Here is a 16,719-nt window from a genome sequence, read left to right as displayed (position 1 = left end):
CAAGCCCGAAGGGCGGGCTGTTCTAGAACTGGAAGTACAGGAACGGGCTTTCCTTCTGCAGCAGCAGGATGGTCACCAGCAGCACGAACGCCATCGCGTACGCATACCGCGGCTTGGGCTCCAGCTTCATCTCCCACGAGTTGGGCGCGAAGTTCGCCACCGCCCACGCGAACCCGATCATCGCGACGTAGAACCCGTTCAGCCGCGCCAGGCTCAGGTCTCCGATGCCGGCCGCGCCGAACATCTCGCGGAAGATGCCCATCGCCTGGCCCAGCGTCGCCGCCCGGAAGAACACCCAGCCGAACACCACCGCCAGGAACGTGATGCCGCGCGCCACCGCCACCGACTTCGGCACCAGCCCGCGCTCCCGCAGCAGGTGGTATCCCGCCAGCAGCACGCCGTGGTACAGGCCCCAGCACACGAACGTCCAGTTCGCCCCGTGCCACAACCCCCCGAGGAACATCGTGATCGCCAGGTTCAGCGCGGTGCGCGCCGTGCCGTGCCGCGACCCGCCCAGCGGGATGAACAGGTAGTCGCGCAGCCAGGTCGAGAGCGAGATGTGCCACCGCCGCCAGAAGTCCGAGATGTTCTGCGCCTTGTACGGCGAGTTGAAGTTGATGGGGAACTGGATGCCCAGCAGGTGCGCCAGCCCCACCGCCATGTCGCTGTAGCCGGAGAAATCGAAGTAGATCTGGAAGGTGTAGCCCAGCACCGCGAGCCACGCCGCCACCGCGCCTTGCCCGCCAGGCGCCGCGAAGTACGCGTTCACCGGGCCCGCCAGCTGGTCGGCGATGAGCAGCTTCTTCGCCATCCCGATCACGAAGAAGTAGCTCCCCACGCTCGCCTCCGACCACGGCAGCTTCTTCTTCAGGTCGTTGAGCCGGTCCTCGATGTCGGAATACCGCACGATCGGCCCCGCCACCAGGTGCGGGAACAGCGCGACGAACGCCGAGAAGTGCAGCAGGCTCTTCGCCGGCCGCACGATCCGCCGGTAGATGTCGATGGTGTACGACATCGAGTTGAAGGTGTAGAACGAGATCCCGATCGGCAGCACGATGTTCAGCATCGGCGCCAGCCCGCTCATCCCCAGCCGGTACGCCGCGTCGTTCACGCTCGACGCGAAGAACCCGTAGTACTTGAAGAACCCCAGGATCGACAGGTTGAACGTCATCGACGCCGCCAGCCAGCGCTTGCGCACCTTCGGGTCTTCGCTCGCCGCGATCTTCTCGCCCGCGATCCAGTCCACCGTGGTCGACGCCCACATCAGCGGCAGGAATCGCCAGTCCCACCACCCGTAGAAGACGTAGCTCGCCAGCGTCAGGAACGCCAGCCGCGGCGCGTTCCTCCGCATCGCCCACCAGCCCGTCAGCACGATGGGCAGGAAGACGAAGAGGAAGACGTAGCTATTGAACAGCACCGGTCTTCGCCTCCTTCCGGTCCAGCATCTTGTGGGTGATGAGGTCGGCGTTGCGCTCGTCGATGTGCGAGCCGTCGTAGAACCAGTCGTTCTGCCCGCCGAACTTGTCGGTGGTCGAGAAGTCGTAGACCTCCACGCCGTGCTGCTGCTTCAGCCGCTCGAGCAGCTGCTTCACTTCCTCGTAGCGCTCGGCGTAGCCCTTCGAGTTGACCGCCGCGATCACCCGCGGATGCAGCGTGGTGATGAACAGCACGACGCGCGCGCCGCGCTGCTGCCCGTAGCGGATCATGTCCTCCAGGTACCCCACGCGCGCCGCATCCAGCTGGGTGTAGCCCTGGAAGCGCGCCACGTAGTCGGCCGCCACCACGTCGATGCGCCGGTCCAGCGGATACTTCCCTGCCGCCCGCTCGCGCTCGTACAGCACGTAGTGCAGGTAGCCGTCCGCGTCGAACCGGTTCCACGTCGTCGGATACCCGACGATCGCGTGCCGCAGCGACCGCCACGTCAGCTTCGTCTCCTCCCACGAGTACAGCCGCGTGAACTTCTTCCACTTCGACAAGCGGCTGCCGCCCGGCGCCAGCTCGCTCAGCTCGTCCGAGATCGCCAGCGCCACGTTGCTCGGCCGCGCGTTGTGGAACGACTCCACGTCCACGCCGATCAGCAGCAGCTTGGGCTGCGCACCCGCGCGCTCCACCGCGTAGCGCAGCATCACGTAGTCGTCTTCCGTCATCGCGCCTTCAACCGTCGCGTTGAACGTCGGCAGCCCGGTGAGCTCCTGCACCAGCGCCGGCTGGATCTTCATCGCGCGCGACGAGCCCAGGATGAGCGCCTCCGGCTTCACCGCCGCCTGCTTCAGCAGCTCCGTCTTGGTCGCCCGCACGTTCCAGTTGACCGTCGGCAGCAGCTTGGGCGCGTGCAGCCCGGTGGGATTCACGAAGTAGTTGGCCGCGCCGATCACCGCCAGCGCCGCTCCCAGCGCGCTCAGGAACCGCCGCACGAAGCCGCGCCAGGCCTGCTCCTCCGCCGGGGCGGGTGCGTTGCCGGCAGGCGCCTCCACGGTGCGGGTGAGTTCGGTGGCCATGTGCGGAGTGCCACGATTATCGCATGCAGCCGCGCGCCGGCTGCCGGCCGCAGCAACTCTCCTGCCACACTTTTCCACCAGTAAATCCGCCTGCGATGGCAACTCCCCTCGCCCTTTGCGATTCCCTACTGAAGGTCGTCCCCGGCACCCCGCTCGAGATCCCCAACAGCCACTCGCAAGGAGGAGATTGCCATGAAGGTCCGCGACATCATGACCCCCAACCCGCGCACCGCTGAACCCGACACCACGCTGGAAGAGATCGCAACCCTGATGAAGCAGGAAGACGTCGGCGTCATCCCGGTGATGGAAGACAACCGCGTCACCGGCATCGTGACCGACCGCGACATCGTCGTGCGCTGCATCGCCGCCGGCAAGGATCCGATCGAGTGCACCGCCGAAGACATCATGTCCGAAGGCGTGAACACCATCGCGCCCGACGCTGACGTCGACGACGCCGCCGACCTCATGTCCGAGAAGCAGGTCCGCCGCCTCGCCGTCGTCGACAACGGCCGCCTCGTCGGCATGCTCTCGCTCGGCGACATCGCCGTCAAGACCGGCGACGAGGAGGAAGAGACCACCGCCGAGACGCTGGAAGAAGTTTCCAAGGGCGTGAAGGGCACGGCTCGCCACGCCTCCGGCCGCAACGCCGGCCGCAACGCCGGCCGCAACGAACAGGAGTTCGACGAAGAGAGCGAGGTCGAGATGGCCGGCTCGGGCGCGCGCCAGAGCGGCCGCGACCGCGCCAACTGGAACCAGGGCGACCGCGAAGCCGCGCGCGGCGGCGACTCGCGCCGCGTGGCCTCCGCCGAGCGCTGGGAGGGCGGACGCGGCTCCAACGATCGCGAAGCCGGCCGCATGCAGCAGTCGCAGTCCGGCCGCGGCTCGCAGCAGCCCAGCGTCCGTGGACGCAGCGAGCGCAACGACCGTCGCGCCGACGAGCGCCCGCAGGGCCGCAACGGTCGCGACGACCGCCGCGAGCGCGAGGAGAAGCGCGCCGGCCGGAAGCAGGCCGCGCAGGGCGTCTCCAACCGCAACCTCAGCCGCGAGAACGCCCGCCAGCAGAAGGTCGCCCCGAAACGTGCGGAAGCCCGCGGCAACCGCAACGCCGGCCGCAAGCGCGCTTCCTGATTCGTGTGGAGGCGGGCGACTCGCCCGCCTCCATCTCACATCACACTTCCCTGAGAGGGAGGACCCCATGAACGACTACGAACGCATTGGTGATTACCAGCCTTCGGACCGCTCCAGCTTTGGCCTCGGCCTCACGCTCCTGCTCATCGGACTCGGCGCCGGCGCCGCCGCCGCCCTGCTGTTCGCGCCCCGCTCCGGCAGGCAGATGCGCAAGCTCCTCCGCCGCAAGTACGAAGACGCGGTGGACACACTCGAGGAGAAGCGCGAGACCTGGATGGAGCGCGGCTCCGACCTCGCCCGCAAGGGCGCCGCTCTCGCCGAAGACGTCCGCGAACGCGTCGAGCCCATCCGCAAAGCCGCTCGCAACCGCTGATTCGAGTGAGAAGGTAGCAAGACAAGAAGCAGGAAGAATCGCGCGGGCTCCCGGGCCCGCGCTTCTTCTGTCCACTGTCCACCGTCCACTCTTCTGTGGAGGCAGGCGACCTCGCCCGCCTTTTTCTTCTTTCCCTTCAATTACTTACCACCTTGAAATGAGATTAATACATCTCTTTATGAGATTGATACTTCTCTTTTAGGGAGTTATCTGTTACAGTCCTCCCCGTCTCAACTGGAGGAAACAGCAATGGCTTCCGCGATACAGGATCGTTCCGAAGCATTCGAGCGGGTTCAGCGCCGCAGCATGATCGCCGTAGTGGTCATCACGCTTACCTTAGGCGGCATCGGCCTGGCCATGGCTCTATCGCCGCAAGGCGCTGTAGGCAACAGCGCGAACCTGCCCTGGTGGTTGCTGCCCATCATCATCGCGACGATCGCCCGCTTGCTCGCCACCTCGCAAGGTCGCCACTTCACGCCCGACTCGCCCGAGGTCAAGGTCGCGATGCAGGACGAATGGCGCAACAGCAACCTGATGCGCGCCGCGCGCGGCGCCCTCATCGTCGTGCTCATCGGCCAATGGCCTCTCGGCCTGATCTTCGGCTTTCTCACCCGTCCGGGACTCACCCCGCCCCGCATTGCGAGCGCCATGGCTGCCGCCACCATCATGCTGGGTATCGTCTCTTTGGCCGCGTTGTTCTTCTACTACGACCGGGAGTAGCCGATGGACGACGAAAGGCTTACGAACACTCTCAAAGTCCAACGCGCCATCCACGACCTCACGCAGGCCGAGCTCGCGTTGCGCGCCGGCATCACGCGCCGCTCGGTGAACGCCATCGAGACCGGACGCATGGTCCCTTCGGTCCTGCTCGCTTTGCGGCTGGCCCGCGTCCTCGGCGTTCCGGTCGAGACGCTCTTCACTCTCAACGGCAAGCAATAGCGCGGGCCTCCGGGCCCGCGCTTTTTCTGTCCACTGTCCACCGTCCACTGTCCACTCTTCTGTTGTAATCTTCCCTCCCCCGGCATTTTCCCGATGGCTTCCACCCACAGCGCCCGCGCCCGCCGCCAGTTCCTGCGCCTCGCGCTCGCCTGTTTTCTTCTCTCCGCCGCGCTCCTCGCGCTGCTCGAGCGCACCCGCGCCTTTCAGTGGCTCGAGGCCGGCACCTACGACGTGCGCGTGCGCGCGACCGCACGGCCCGGCTCCGCCGACCCCAACATCGTCATCATCGACGTCGACACCGCCAGCTTCGACCGCCTGCGCGAGCGCCTCGGCCGCTGGCCCTGGACCCGCCGCGTCTGGACCCAGCTCGTCGACTACGTCGGCCAGGGCCGCCCCAAGGCCATCGTCTTCGACGTCTTCTTCGCCGGCGCCAGCGAAGATCCCGCCATCGACCAGGAATTCGCCGCCGCCATCGGCAACAACGGCCGCGTCGTCCTCGCCTACACCTTCACCGCGCAGGACGAGGTCGACTTCGCCACCACCGACCGCGAAGCCGTCCTTGCGAAGTGGCATCTGTTGCAGCAGGAGGCCCGCACCGGCGTCGCGCAGGGCGAGCGCATCTCGGCGGAGAACGACCCCACGCTGCCGCTGAACACGCCGCTGCCGCAGCTCGCCGCGGCCGCCGCCGGCCTCGGCGCCGCCAACGCCACCGTCGATCCCGACGGCGTCATCCGCCGCGTCCCGCTCTGGTTCCTCGCCGGCTCGAACGCTTATCCCAGCGTCGGCCAGCGCGCCGCGCTGCTCGCCGGCGCCACCACCTCCACCCATCCGCGCGATGTGGGTGAGCGCGAAGCGAGCGCTGGCCCGCGCGAGCGCAGCGCGAGGGCGCAGCCGCTTGCTGCGGAGCCCTTAGATAAAGACGGCCGCCTCCTGCTCCAGTGGCACGGCAACGTCGATCGCGACCCGCAACTCACCCGCGGCCTGTTTCCCTACCGGCGCATCCCGCTGCGGGAGCTCGCGAAGGTCCCGCCCGCCTTCTTCCAGGACAAGATCGTGCTCGTCGGCGCCAGCGCTCCCGGCATCCAGGACGTCCATCCCACGCCCTTCGCCGAGGTCACGCCCGGCTTCCTCGCGCACGCCACCGCCATCGACAATCTCCTCCACGGCGAGGGCATCCACCCCGCGCCGCGCGCCGCGTTCTATCTCGCCGTCCTGCTGATGGCAGCCCTCGGCACCCTGCTCATCGTCCGCGTCGACGCCGGCTGGCTCGACAACGTCGCCGCCCTCGTCGTCCTCGCCGCTTATCTCGCGCTCGGCTACTTCCTGTTCGCGCGCTGGGCCACCTGGCTGCCCCTGGTCGCGCCCGTCTCCGCCTTCGCGCTCGCCTATCTCTCCACCGGCGCCGTCCGCTACGCCACCACCGGCCGCGAGCTGCGCCGCACCCGCGGCACGCTCGACCGCTACATCTCCCCGCAGCTCGTCAGCTACGTGCTCGAGCACCTGGATTCCATCAACCTCGCCGGCGAGAAGCGCGAGCTCACCATCTTCTTTTCCGACGTCCGCAACTTCACCACCCTCACCGAGAAGACCGACCCCACCGAGCTCATCGCGCTGCTCAACGAGTACCTCGAAGCGATGACCGAGATCGTCTTCGCGCACGACGGCATCGTCGACAAGTTCATCGGCGACGGCATCCTCGCCTACTGGGGCGCGTTCACGCCCGGCAGGAACCACGCCGAGCTGGCCGCCCGCGCTTCCCTCGCCATGATGGCGCGCCTCGAACAGCTCAACCTCAAGTGGGCCGCCGAAGGCCGCCAGCAGCTCGCCATCGGCGTCGGACTCAACACCGGCGAGGTCGTCTTCGGCAACGTCGGCAGCGGCAAGAAGATCGAGTTCACCGTCATCGGCGACCCGGTCAACCTCGCCGCGCGCCTGGAAAGTTTGAATAAGGAATACCGGACCTCGATTATCATCAGCGAGCACACGCTCGCTCGCCTCGACGGCATCGCCCGCGTCCGCCCGCTCGGCGGCGTGAAGGTCAAGGGCAAGACCGTCGAGACCCAGATCTTCGAACTGCAAGGCATGGAAACGCGATCTTCCAGCACGGCGGGCGTGGGATCGTGATCACGGAGGGGCGCGGCTTCCGCCGCGCCGGTGGAAGCGCCGGCCTTGAGGCCGGGTGAAAAAGTGCGAGCGAAGCGAAGCGCGAAGAAGGCCGCAGGAGGAAAGGCAATGAACTGGATGGGAACCGCACTACTTTTGTTGATCCTTGTCCTCGCCTCGCCCGCCTTCGCCTCCCCGCAGCTCGGCGGCCTGGGCGGCCTGCTCAAGAAGAAGGACAAGCCCCAGCAGACGCAGCAGTCCGACGCCGACAAGAAGAAGGCGGAAGAGGACAAGAAGAAGAAAGAGGAAGCCGACAAGAAGCTGCTCTTCGCCGACGACGGCGGCTCCTCCAAGCAGAAGAAAGATACGACCGCCATGGGCTTCAGCGGGCTCAATCCCGACGGCACCGTCGAGAACGCCGTGCTCGAGGCCAGCCCCTCCGCCGAGGATCAGGCGGCCGCCGCCGCGCTCGGACAGACCAGCCTCAAGCCCGGCGAGCTCCAGGCCTTCCTCACCGAGGGCAGCCTGAGATCCAAGGGAGGCAAGTAATGACGCTCCGCATCCGCTGCCTCATCGTCCTCGTTCTGCTGGCGGCTCTCGCGCTGCCCGCCGCCGCCCAGTTCGGCGACGTCCTCTCCGGCATCGGCAAGGCCAAGAAGGTCGCCGACGCCACCACGCCCTGGACCCCAGAGCAGGAAGACCAGATCGGCCAGGCCGCCGCCGCCAAGATCATCCACATCTTCCCGCTCTATCAGAACGAGGCCGCCACCAGGTACGTCAACCTGGTCGCCGCCTCGGTCGCGCAGTTCGGCAAGCGCAACCTCCCGTACCACGTCGCCATCCTCGACACGCCCATCGCCTGGGCCTGCGCCATGCCCGGCGGCTACGTCTTCGTCACCCGCGGCGCGCTCGAGAAGATGAAGGACGAAGCCGAGCTCGCCGGCACCCTCGCTCACGAGGTCGCCCACGTCGACGCCCGCCACCTCGAGAGCATCATCCGCAACAAGAAGCTCACCGGCCTCGCCGTCGACGAAGGCATGTCGCACGTGCCCTACAACGTGCTCGGCGGCCTCGCCAACCAGCTCGTCACCCAGGCCCTCACGCAGAACTACGGCCCCGACAAGGAGAACGACGCCGACAAGAAAGGCACCGACTTCGCCGCGCAAGCCGGCTACCAGCCCAGCGGCCTCAAGACCTTCCTCGAGACGCTGGCGACCTTCGCCAACGATCCGGCCAACAAGCAGAAGACCGGTCTCTGGAACGGCAAGACGCACCCGGCCTTCTCCACCCGCGTCGCGACCCTCAACAAGCTGCTGGAAAAATATCCCGCCACCGGGCAGACCCTGCCCGAGCGCTTCCACAAGAACACCGTCGAAGCCGAAAAGGCGGAAGCCTCCCCGGAGCCCACGAACCAGTAGCGCCGGCGTCTCGCGATAGCGCCGGCGCCCCGCCGGCTGTAGCGCGGGCGGCTCGCCCGCGCTCGAACAACGCACAATCAAAACCCCGCGCCGCGGCGCGGGGTTTTTCACTTCTGAACTCTTAGTACAGCCGGAAGTTCACTTCCACGTTCACCTGCACCGCGACCGGCTGGCCGTCTTTGCGCGCCGGCTCGAACCGCCACGTGCGCACCGCCTCGAGCGCCTTCTCATCCAGGCCCAGGCCCAGCGGACGCTGCACGCGCATGTCTTTCACGCGGCCATCCGGCCCGATCACCACCCACAGGATGACCGTGCCCTGGTACTTCGCCTTGCGCGCTTCGTCCGAGTACTCCGGATCGGGCGCGAAGATGGGCCGCGGCGCGCTCACGCCGCCGCCTACCCGGTACGCTCCGCCGCCGATGCCGCCGCCCCAACCCGGGCCCACTCCGGGGCCGCGTCCCGAACCTACGCCGCCACCCGAGCCCGAGCCAATGCCGCCGCCCGAGCCCGTGCCGTTCGAGGGCGGGCCTTCCACGCCTTTCGGATCGCCCAGCGCCGCGATGTTCGGCTGCGCCACCGCGATGTTCGGCATCACCACCGTCGGCTCCACCGCCAGCTTCGGATCCGGATTCCGAATCACCGCGCTCGGCGGCGTGATCTGGCTCAGCGCCTTCTTCGGCAGCTTGCCCAGCGACGCCTCCAGTTTGTCGCGGTCGCCGCCGCCGCCGCCGCCTCCCGACTTCGAGTTGCCCACCGGCAACACGTAGTCGCTCAGCGACGCCCCGCTCACCAGCGACACCACGTTCTTCTTGATCTCGTCTTTGTGCTCCACCACGAACATTCCCGACATCACCAGCAGCGCCACCGCGAGCGTGTGCACCACGAAGGAGAGCAGGAAGTTCGTCGGACGGACGCCGTAAGTCCCCTGGCCGAGGCCATAGAGGCTGGGCATGAATTGCCCTGCGCGGCCGGATGCCGTCGGTATCGACGGCTTGCTGTTTACGGCTGTGGCCATTGGGAAACTCACCTAGTATATGCCGCTTCCCGGTGGATTGTTCCAGAAAAGTTGCTGGACGACCCGCCTTCTCCCACCTGGGAACGCTGCATCCCGCTGTTCTTGCAGCAACATCCGGCCTGCCGAGCTAACGCCTCACTCCTCACTCGCTACTTGAAGATCGACGCCAGGAACGCCTTGAAGCGCGAGAACGCCCCTCGCTTCTTCTTCGGCTCGGACGTCGGCGGTGCCGTCGTCGCTGCGGCCCTCACGACTGGCGGGGGCGGCGGTAGCGCCTCGGCTTCCGGCACTGCCGGCAACGACGCCAGGTTCTCCCGCCCCGTCTCCGCCGGTCGCGGCGCCATGTCCTCCGCTCGAAACACGAACGGCGTGTCCACCTCCACCTGCACGCCCCGGGCTCCAGGTGATGTTTCGGGCGACGGCGACGGCGGCTCCGCCGCCGCGGGCGGGTTCGCCATCAGTCCCGCCGCCTTCGGCGCCTCGGGCTGGTCCGCGGCTCGCAGCCTCTCCGGCGACGGCGGGCAGCCGCAATCCTCCGCCGGGTCGGCGGTGATCTCCGCAATCCTCCCCTTGCGGAACAAGACGTGCTCGTTCGGCTTCACCTGGTAGGTGGCGTCGCCCATCACCTCGCTCACCACCAGCGACGACGTGTTCTGCCCGCGCGCCTGGATGCAGGTGTCGCCGTTCGCGTGGTTGCGCACCGCGAACTGGAACCGGCCCGGTCCCGGCAGCAGGATGCGGAAGTCCGGGGTCACGATCGTGTCGGCGGAGGTCGCCAGCTTGTAGTCGGTCTCCAGCGCTCCCGTGCCCAGGCCGAGCATCAGCGAGCTGCCGTTGCCCGAGGCGCTCACTGAGATGCTGGTCTGCGGGCAGACGCGCACGTTGCCGCCGCGCGCCAGCTTCAGCCGCGCCGCCGCGTCGCCGGCCGTCACGCTCGCGCCGCTCATCACCGTCGCGCCCGCGCCCGTCAGCTGCACCGAACCTTGCACCGTCGCGTCCGAGGCGAACACTTCCCCCACCGGCTGCTGCGCGCCGACGAGCACGGCCCACGCCGGCAGGAGCACGAGAAACCAGGAACGGCGAACGAGGAACTTCATGGGCAAGGTCCCGAGCGGACCGGGAGGACTAATTTTCCGCCGAAAGGTCGTACTTGTCGATGGCTGCCGCGATCCCGAACCGCCCGCTCGGCTCGCGGTCGATGCGGATCACGCGTCCCGAGCAGTGGATGCGCAGCGCTTCCGTCAGCGTGATCTCCGGCGGCAGCGTCAACGTGAATTCCACCTCGCTGCCCTCGTCCGGCGCCGACTCGAGGTAGAAGAACACGCCGCGCGCGCTCACGTCGACCGTCTCGGAGGTCAGCTCGTTGTCCGCCTTCACCCGCACCTTCACCGGCAGCGCCAGCGGAAGCCTGCGCGTGGTGCGCTTGTCCGCACCTGTCTTGGTCGACATCCTGGGAACCTCGTTGGAAAGGTGGGTAAGTTTGGCCTCGAGCCCCAAGATTGTCAATCCGGCAGCTCTGCTCGGCGGTGGCGGCACTGCTCCTGCCCTGGCCAGGAGCCTCTCCCTACATCGCCAGAAAATTCTTCAGCATCTCTCTTCCGTTCTCCGTCAGCACGCTCTCCGGATGGAACTGCACGCCCTCCACCTTCGCCTCGCGATGCCGCAGGCCCATGATCACTCCCTCGTGCGTCCGCGCGCTCACTTCCAGCTCCTGCGGCAAACCCTTCTCGCTCACGATGAGCGAGTGGTAGCGCGTCGCCGTCAGCGGCGACGGTAGCCCGCGGAACACTCCCTTGCCGTCGTGCTCCACCTGGCTGGTCTTGCCGTGCATCAGCTTCTCCGCCCGCACGACCTTCCCGCCGAACGCCGCCCCGATGGCCTGGTGCCCGAGGCAGACGCCCAGCACCGGCGTCTTGCCCGCGAAGTGCCGGATCAGCTCGATCGAGATGCCCGCCTCCTGCGGCGTACACGGCCCCGGCGAGATCACGATGTGCGTCGGCGACATCGCCTCGATCTCCCGCGGCGTGACCTGGTCGTTGCGCCGCACCTCGACCTTCTCCCCCGACTCCCCGAAGTACTGCACCAGGTTGTAGGTGAACGAGTCGTAGTTGTCGAGGACGAAGATCATTCGCCGCGCCTCGCTAGTTCGACCGCGCGCACGACCGCGCGCGCCTTGTTCACGCATTCCTCGTATTCGTTTTCCGCGACAGAGTCAGCCACGATCCCGGCGCCGGCCTGCACGTACGCTTTCTTCCCCTGCATCAGCATCGTCCGGATCGCGATGCAAGAGTCCAGGTTCCCGGCGAAGTCCGCGTACAGCACCGAGCCGCCATAGACGCCGCGCCGCACCGGCTCCAGTTCCTCGATGATCTCCATCGCGCGCACCTTGGGCGCGCCCGTCAGCGTGCCCGCCGGGAAGCACGCGGCGAACGCGTCCAGCGCGCTCAGCTCGCCGCGCAATCGCCCTTCCAGGTGCGACACCAGGTGCATCACGTGCGAGTACCGCTCCACGTACATCAGCTCGCGCACCTTCACCGAGCCGTACTCGCTCACGCGTCCCAGGTCGTTGCGCCCGAGGTCCACCAGCATCACGTGCTCGGCCCGTTCTTTCTCGTCGCGCCGCAGCTCTTCCTCGAACCGCTTGTCTTCCGCCTCGCTCTTGCCGCGCGGCCGCGTCCCCGCGATGGGGTGGTACTCGAGCTGCCGCCCGCTCACCTTCACCAGCATCTCCGGCGAGGAGCCCAGCACGTGCGTGTCGTCGAACCGCAGGAAATACATGTAAGGCGACGGATTCACCCGCCGCAGCGCGCGATAGATGGCGAACGCGTCCACTCCCGGCTTCAGCTCCAGCCGCTGCGAGAGCACCGTCTGGAACACGTCGCCCGCCGCGATGTACTCCTTGGTCTTCGCCACCGCCTTCAGGAATTGGTCGCGCGGCGTCGTCATCTTCGTCGCCAGCTCGCCCCGCGCCGCCTTCCCCGCCCGCCGCCGGCTGCCCGCCGCCAGCTTCTTTTCCATCTGCTCCAGGTCGTGCGCCGCGCGCTCATACGCCTTCCGCGGCGACTCCGCGCGCAGGTTCGCCGTCGCGATGAGGTGCAGCTGGTGCTTCACGTGGTCGAACACCAGCAGCCGGTCGAAGAACATCAGCACGCAATCCGGCAGCTTCAGGTCGTCTTTCGCGCGCGCCGGCAGCCTCTCGAGCTGCCGCACCGCGTCGTACGAGAAGTAGCCCACCGCGCCGGCGGTGAACGGCGGCAGCCCCGGCACCTGCGCGGGCAGGTGCTCGCTGAAGATCCGCCCCAGCACGTCGAACAACCCGGCCTGCTGCTTCTCGCTCTGCCCGCGCCGGTCGATGCGCACCTCGTCCCCGCGCGCCGACACGATCTTGTACGGGTCCGCTCCCAGGAAGGTGTAGCGTCCGATGCGCTCTCCGCCTTCCACCGACTCCAGCAGGAACGCGTGCTTCTCCTTCCCCGCGATGCTCAGGAACGCCGAGACCGGCGTCTCCAGGTCGGCGCTCAGCGTGCGCGTCACCGGCACCAGCGTGTGGCCCGGCGCCAGCCGTTCGAACTCCTTGAAGTCAGGGTAGAGCATCGGAGAGCGATGATTATACGGGCGCTTCGCGGCCGGGCTGACGGCCGGCAGCTTGCGGCCCGCAGCGCATCGCTCCGCCGCCAGCCGCGCGCCGCCTGCCGCCGGCCCGACCTTCCGGGTACACGACTAGCCACTGTCCCGCCCGCAAGTGCCTGTCGGACAATGCCCTAGCTCCGATTGACGGGGTGACGCGCCAGTGTCGTATACTGCTGCCACTTTTTCAGGGTGGTAGGTCTCCCCCGTTATGAACGAGTCGGGCCATGCCGGTTTTGTGCCCGGGAGTCGAGACGCGGTTTTCGCGTGAAGGGATAGCTATACCTTCGCGGTCCGCGGAGGAAGGAAGGCAGCTTGCAGGTCCGCTTCTGGGGAGTGCGCGGTTCCACGCCCACTCCACAAGTCGAGAACCTACGCTACGGAGGCAACACCTCCTGCGTAGAGGTCCGCATCAACGGACACATCTACATCTTCGACTGCGGCACCGGCTTCCGCGTCCTCGGAAAATCACTCTCCAAGGAATTCGGCAGTAAGGGCTTCCACGCCCACATCTTCCTCTCCCACTTCCACTGGGACCACATCCAGGGCATCCCGTTCTTCCTGCCGCTCTACGAGAACAAGGAGAATTACTTCTTCTTCCACTCCTCCAGCCGCACGCGCGGCTTGCAGCGCGCCATCGAGGAGCAGATGTCGGACCCGTACTTCCCGGTGGACATGACGGAGATGGCCGCGCACCGCAACTTCTACGACATCGAGGAAGACAAGATCGCCTTCGACGACTGCGTCGTGCAGTCCATGTGGCTGAACCACCCGCAGGGCTGCCTCGGCTTCCGCGTGGAGACCGAGGACAAGGTCGTCGTCTATGCCACCGACAACGAGCCCGGCCATCCGGTGTTCGACAAGAACGTGCGCAAGCTCGCGCAGGGCGCCGACCTCCTCATCTACGACGCCCAGTACCTGCCCGAGGAGTACGAGGCGCAGAGGCGCGGCTGGGGGCACAGCCACTGGCGCGAGGCCGTCAACATCGTGATGGAAGCCGGCGTCAAGGAACTGGTGCTGTTCCACCACGACCCGGACCACTCCGACTCCTGCATCGACTCCATCGTCCAGACCGCCAGCGAGTACTACCCGAAGGTGCGCGCGGCCTCCGAAGGCATGGAGATCAAGCTCTAGTCCTGCCGGCTTTCCCGTTCCCGCACCGGCACGCATCCCGGCGACGCTGCGCCGCCTCTAAGCTCGCAGTGCCGCGCCGGATCCTGTCCATCAGCTCGAATATCGGCTTGCTGCTCACGCGCAACGACCTGCTGGCCGTCGCGGGATACTCGGTCGCCTCGCCGCGCCGCCCGCAAGACGCTCCCATCCTGTTCTCCGCCGAGCACTTCGACGCCGTCCTCATCGGCGACTCGGTGCCGCCGCGCGTCCGCAAAGAGCTGATCGAGTATTTCCGGCGGCACTCCGACGTCCCCGTCCTCTACGTCTACGCCGACCCGCGCCGGCCCGACGAGCCGCTCGCGGATGAGTGCGTCGACGTCTCCGGCGACCCGCAGCCGCTGCTGCGCGCCATCGAGCATCACATCCGCAACCGCGGCCAGCGCGACGGCAAAGCCGCCTGACGGCAGCAATCAGCGATTAGCAATCAGCGATTAGCAAATGCTAAGGGTAGGCGCCGGCGACTCGCCGGCGCAGACCGGGCACGGCTCAGAAAGGGCGCGGATTCAGCCGTGCCGCCATCGCCCGACACCCAGTGGAGGAGTCGGCTTCACCCGACGACGCGAACCCTGACTCCCTCGCGACGAGCGACTGACGACCAGCGACTCGCTCATCGCTTATCGCTTATTGCTTATCGCTTATTGCCGATTGCTGTCCCGCTCCTTGCTTGCCTCTCGGGCCGTCTTTATACTTCCCCTCTGTCCTTACCCCGTTCCGGGAGCATTATGCGAACCATTTCCATGGAGCAGGAGATCAACCCCTGGGAATCCCAGGCGGCGCGCTTCGATCTCGCTGCGCAGAAGTTGAACCTCGACGAAGGCCTGTGGCGCATCCTGCGCTACCCCACCCGCGAGATCATCGTCCACATCCCCGTCCAGATGGATGACGGCCGCATCGAGGTCTTCACCGGCTTCCGCGTGCAGCACTCCATCGCGCGCGGCCCCGCCAAGGGCGGGGTGCGCTACGCGCCCGACGTCACGCTCGACGAGGTCCGCGCCCTCGCCTCCTGGATGACGTGGAAGTGCGCGGTCGTCAACATCCCGTTCGGCGGCGCCAAGGGCGGCGTCATCTGCGACCCCAAGAAGCTTTCCATGGGCGAGCTCGAGCGCATCACGCGCCGCTACACCGCCGAGCTGGTGGAGTTCATCGGCCCCGAAAAAGACGTCCCCGCGCCCGACATGGGCACCAACGAGCAGACCATGGCGTGGATGATGGACACCTACTCCATGCACACGCGCCAGACCTGCACCGCGGTGGTGACCGGCAAGCCCGTTAACATGGGCGGGTCCCGCGGCCGGCGCGAGGCCACGGGCCGCGGCGTCATGATCATCGCCAACGAGTCTCTCAAGAAGCTCGGCATGAACATCGAGGGCACGCGCGCCATCGTGCAGGGTTTCGGCAACGTCGGTTCCAACGCCGCCAAGCTGATGTTCGACGCCGGCTACACCATCATCGGCGTGGGCGAGTGGGACGGCGGCCTCTACAACCCCAAGGGCATCGACATCGACAAGCTGCTCGACCACCGCCAGCGCAACGGCACCATCGTCGGCTTCCCGGGCGCCGAGGCGCGGCCGACCGCCGAGCTGCTGGTCACCGATTGCGAGATCCTCATCCCCGCCGCCACCGAGAACCAGATCACCAGCCAGAACGCCGACAAGGTGAAGGCCAAGATCCTGATCGAAGGCGCCAACGGCCCCACCACCGCCGCCGCCGACGACATCCTTTCCGAGAAGAAAGTCTTCGTCGTGCCCGACATCCTCGCCAACGCCGGCGGCGTGACCGCCAGCTACTTCGAGTGGGTGCAGGACCGCCAGGGCTACTTCTGGAAGGAGTCGGTCGTCAACGAGCAGCTCGAGCACATCATGACCGCCTCGTTCGAAGACGTGGTGCGCTACGCCGAGACCCACAACGTCAACAACCGCATCGCGGCCTACATGCTGGCCATCGACCGCGTCCAGTTCACGATCAGGCAACGGGGTATCTACGCGTAGCGTCTTGTTGTTCTAGGGATCCCTCGCTGCGCTCGGGATTTCGCCTGCGGGCTCCCGCTTCGACTCGCGGTGCTCGTCTCGCTCACGCCCGCAAAACGGCTCAAGTTCACGATCCGACAGCGCGGAATCTACGCCTGATCGGGGTACCGCCGCCGCCCTCGGCCGCGGCCTTTGACTTTGACTCTGTCGCGCGGGCAAGCCGCCGCGGCGGGCTTGGGTGGGGCACCCCGTTCTGCCGGGCGCGAACTAGAATCGAGCTCACTTGGGTGGGCTACCCGGCAGCGCCGCTGAAAATCAAGGGGACGGCTGTCCGCCAGCCGTCCCCACCCCTACCACAAACCTCTGCGTATTACTTGCCGAACCGCGCGAGGCGATCCTTGAGGGTCTTCACGCTCGCGTGCAAGCCGCTGAGGCCAGGGGTACCAAAATCCACGTCACCGCATTCCACGTCGCGCGC

At 67.1% G+C, this 16,719-nt stretch carries 17 protein-coding genes; 10 read left to right on the top strand and 7 right to left on the bottom strand.

Features of this window, described 5'->3' with window-relative positions; all coding sequences use genetic code 11:
• Positions 1-22 precede the first annotated feature (22 nt).
• Positions 23-1,417 (bottom strand): MBOAT family O-acyltransferase, encoded by a 1,395-nt coding sequence (locus VLA96_00580; protein ID HSE47682.1) that lies wholly within the window; start codon positions 1,415-1,417, stop codon positions 23-25.
• Positions 1,404-2,498 carry a hypothetical protein gene (locus tag VLA96_00575; GenBank protein ID HSE47681.1) on the bottom strand — a complete coding sequence of 365 codons (1,095 nt, stop codon included), beginning with the start codon at positions 2,496-2,498 and terminating at the stop codon, positions 1,404-1,406. The genes VLA96_00580 and VLA96_00575 overlap by 14 nt, the downstream gene beginning before the upstream one ends.
• 192 nt (positions 2,499-2,690) lie before the next feature.
• Here VLA96_00575 and VLA96_00570 point away from each other — a divergent pair, with 192 nt between their 5' ends.
• The 7 genes from VLA96_00570 (at position 2,691) to VLA96_00540 (ending at position 8,459) form a co-directional block, all read left to right on the top strand.
• A complete protein-coding gene (locus tag VLA96_00570; protein ID HSE47680.1) occupies positions 2,691-3,626 on the top strand; it encodes a CBS domain-containing protein in 936 nt (311 codons plus the stop codon).
• Between the two features lie 67 nt (positions 3,627-3,693).
• Positions 3,694-3,999, top strand: coding sequence for a YtxH domain-containing protein (locus VLA96_00565; protein HSE47679.1), 306 nt, complete (start codon positions 3,694-3,696; stop codon positions 3,997-3,999).
• A gap of 249 nt (positions 4,000-4,248) precedes the next feature.
• Positions 4,249-4,719, top strand: coding sequence for a hypothetical protein (locus VLA96_00560; protein ID HSE47678.1), 471 nt, complete (start codon positions 4,249-4,251; stop codon positions 4,717-4,719).
• A gap of 3 nt (positions 4,720-4,722) precedes the next feature.
• Positions 4,723-4,938, top strand: coding sequence for a helix-turn-helix domain-containing protein (locus VLA96_00555; protein HSE47677.1), 216 nt, complete (start codon positions 4,723-4,725; stop codon positions 4,936-4,938).
• 93 nt (positions 4,939-5,031) lie between these two features.
• Positions 5,032-7,062 (top strand): adenylate/guanylate cyclase domain-containing protein, encoded by a 2,031-nt coding sequence (locus VLA96_00550; protein ID HSE47676.1) that lies wholly within the window; start codon positions 5,032-5,034, stop codon positions 7,060-7,062.
• A 108-nt stretch (positions 7,063-7,170) separates the two neighbouring features.
• Positions 7,171-7,590, top strand: coding sequence for a hypothetical protein (locus VLA96_00545; GenBank protein HSE47675.1), 420 nt, complete (start codon positions 7,171-7,173; stop codon positions 7,588-7,590).
• Positions 7,590-8,459 carry a M48 family metalloprotease gene (locus VLA96_00540; GenBank protein HSE47674.1) on the top strand — a complete coding sequence of 290 codons (870 nt, stop codon included), beginning with the start codon at positions 7,590-7,592 and terminating at the stop codon, positions 8,457-8,459. Before VLA96_00545 ends, VLA96_00540 begins: the two co-directional genes overlap by 1 nt.
• Positions 8,460-8,580: 121 nt before the next feature.
• On the opposite strand, the gene VLA96_00535 is transcribed toward VLA96_00540, so the two are convergent.
• The 5 genes from VLA96_00535 to trpE all read right to left on the bottom strand — a co-directional run bounded on the left by VLA96_00535 (position 8,581) and on the right by trpE (position 13,068).
• A complete protein-coding gene (locus VLA96_00535) occupies positions 8,581-9,411 on the bottom strand; it encodes a TonB family protein (protein HSE47673.1) in 831 nt (276 codons plus the stop codon).
• Positions 9,412-9,623: 212 nt separating this feature from the next.
• Positions 9,624-10,571, bottom strand: a complete 948-nt coding sequence (locus VLA96_00530; protein ID HSE47672.1) for a hypothetical protein — start codon at positions 10,569-10,571, stop codon at positions 9,624-9,626.
• Between the two features lie 28 nt (positions 10,572-10,599).
• Positions 10,600-10,923, bottom strand: coding sequence for a PilZ domain-containing protein (locus VLA96_00525; GenBank protein HSE47671.1), 324 nt, complete (start codon positions 10,921-10,923; stop codon positions 10,600-10,602).
• Between the two features lie 115 nt (positions 10,924-11,038).
• Positions 11,039-11,602 (bottom strand): aminodeoxychorismate/anthranilate synthase component II, encoded by a 564-nt coding sequence (locus VLA96_00520; GenBank protein HSE47670.1) that lies wholly within the window; start codon positions 11,600-11,602, stop codon positions 11,039-11,041.
• Entirely contained in the window at positions 11,599-13,068 is a 1,470-nt protein-coding gene (trpE, locus tag VLA96_00515) for an anthranilate synthase component I (protein HSE47669.1), read from the bottom strand. The genes VLA96_00520 and trpE overlap by 4 nt, the downstream gene beginning before the upstream one ends.
• Before the next feature lie 348 nt (positions 13,069-13,416).
• On the opposite strand from trpE, the gene VLA96_00510 reads away from it, so the two are divergent.
• The 3 genes from VLA96_00510 (at position 13,417) to VLA96_00500 (ending at position 16,262) form a co-directional block, all read left to right on the top strand.
• Positions 13,417-14,235, top strand: a complete 819-nt coding sequence (locus VLA96_00510) for an MBL fold metallo-hydrolase (protein HSE47668.1) — start codon at positions 13,417-13,419, stop codon at positions 14,233-14,235.
• Between the two features lie 68 nt (positions 14,236-14,303).
• Complete coding sequence (locus VLA96_00505) at positions 14,304-14,675, top strand: hypothetical protein (GenBank protein ID HSE47667.1); 372 nt, start codon at positions 14,304-14,306, stop codon at positions 14,673-14,675.
• A 321-nt stretch (positions 14,676-14,996) separates the two neighbouring features.
• Entirely contained in the window at positions 14,997-16,262 is a 1,266-nt protein-coding gene (locus VLA96_00500; GenBank protein HSE47666.1) for a Glu/Leu/Phe/Val dehydrogenase, read from the top strand.
• Positions 16,263-16,719: the final 457 nt, after the last annotated feature.

This window comes from Terriglobales bacterium (assembly GCA_035457425.1).
Taxonomy (GTDB): domain Bacteria; phylum Acidobacteriota; class Terriglobia; order Terriglobales; family Acidobacteriaceae; genus JACPNR01.
This window is presented reverse-complemented; position numbering and strand designations above follow the sequence as displayed.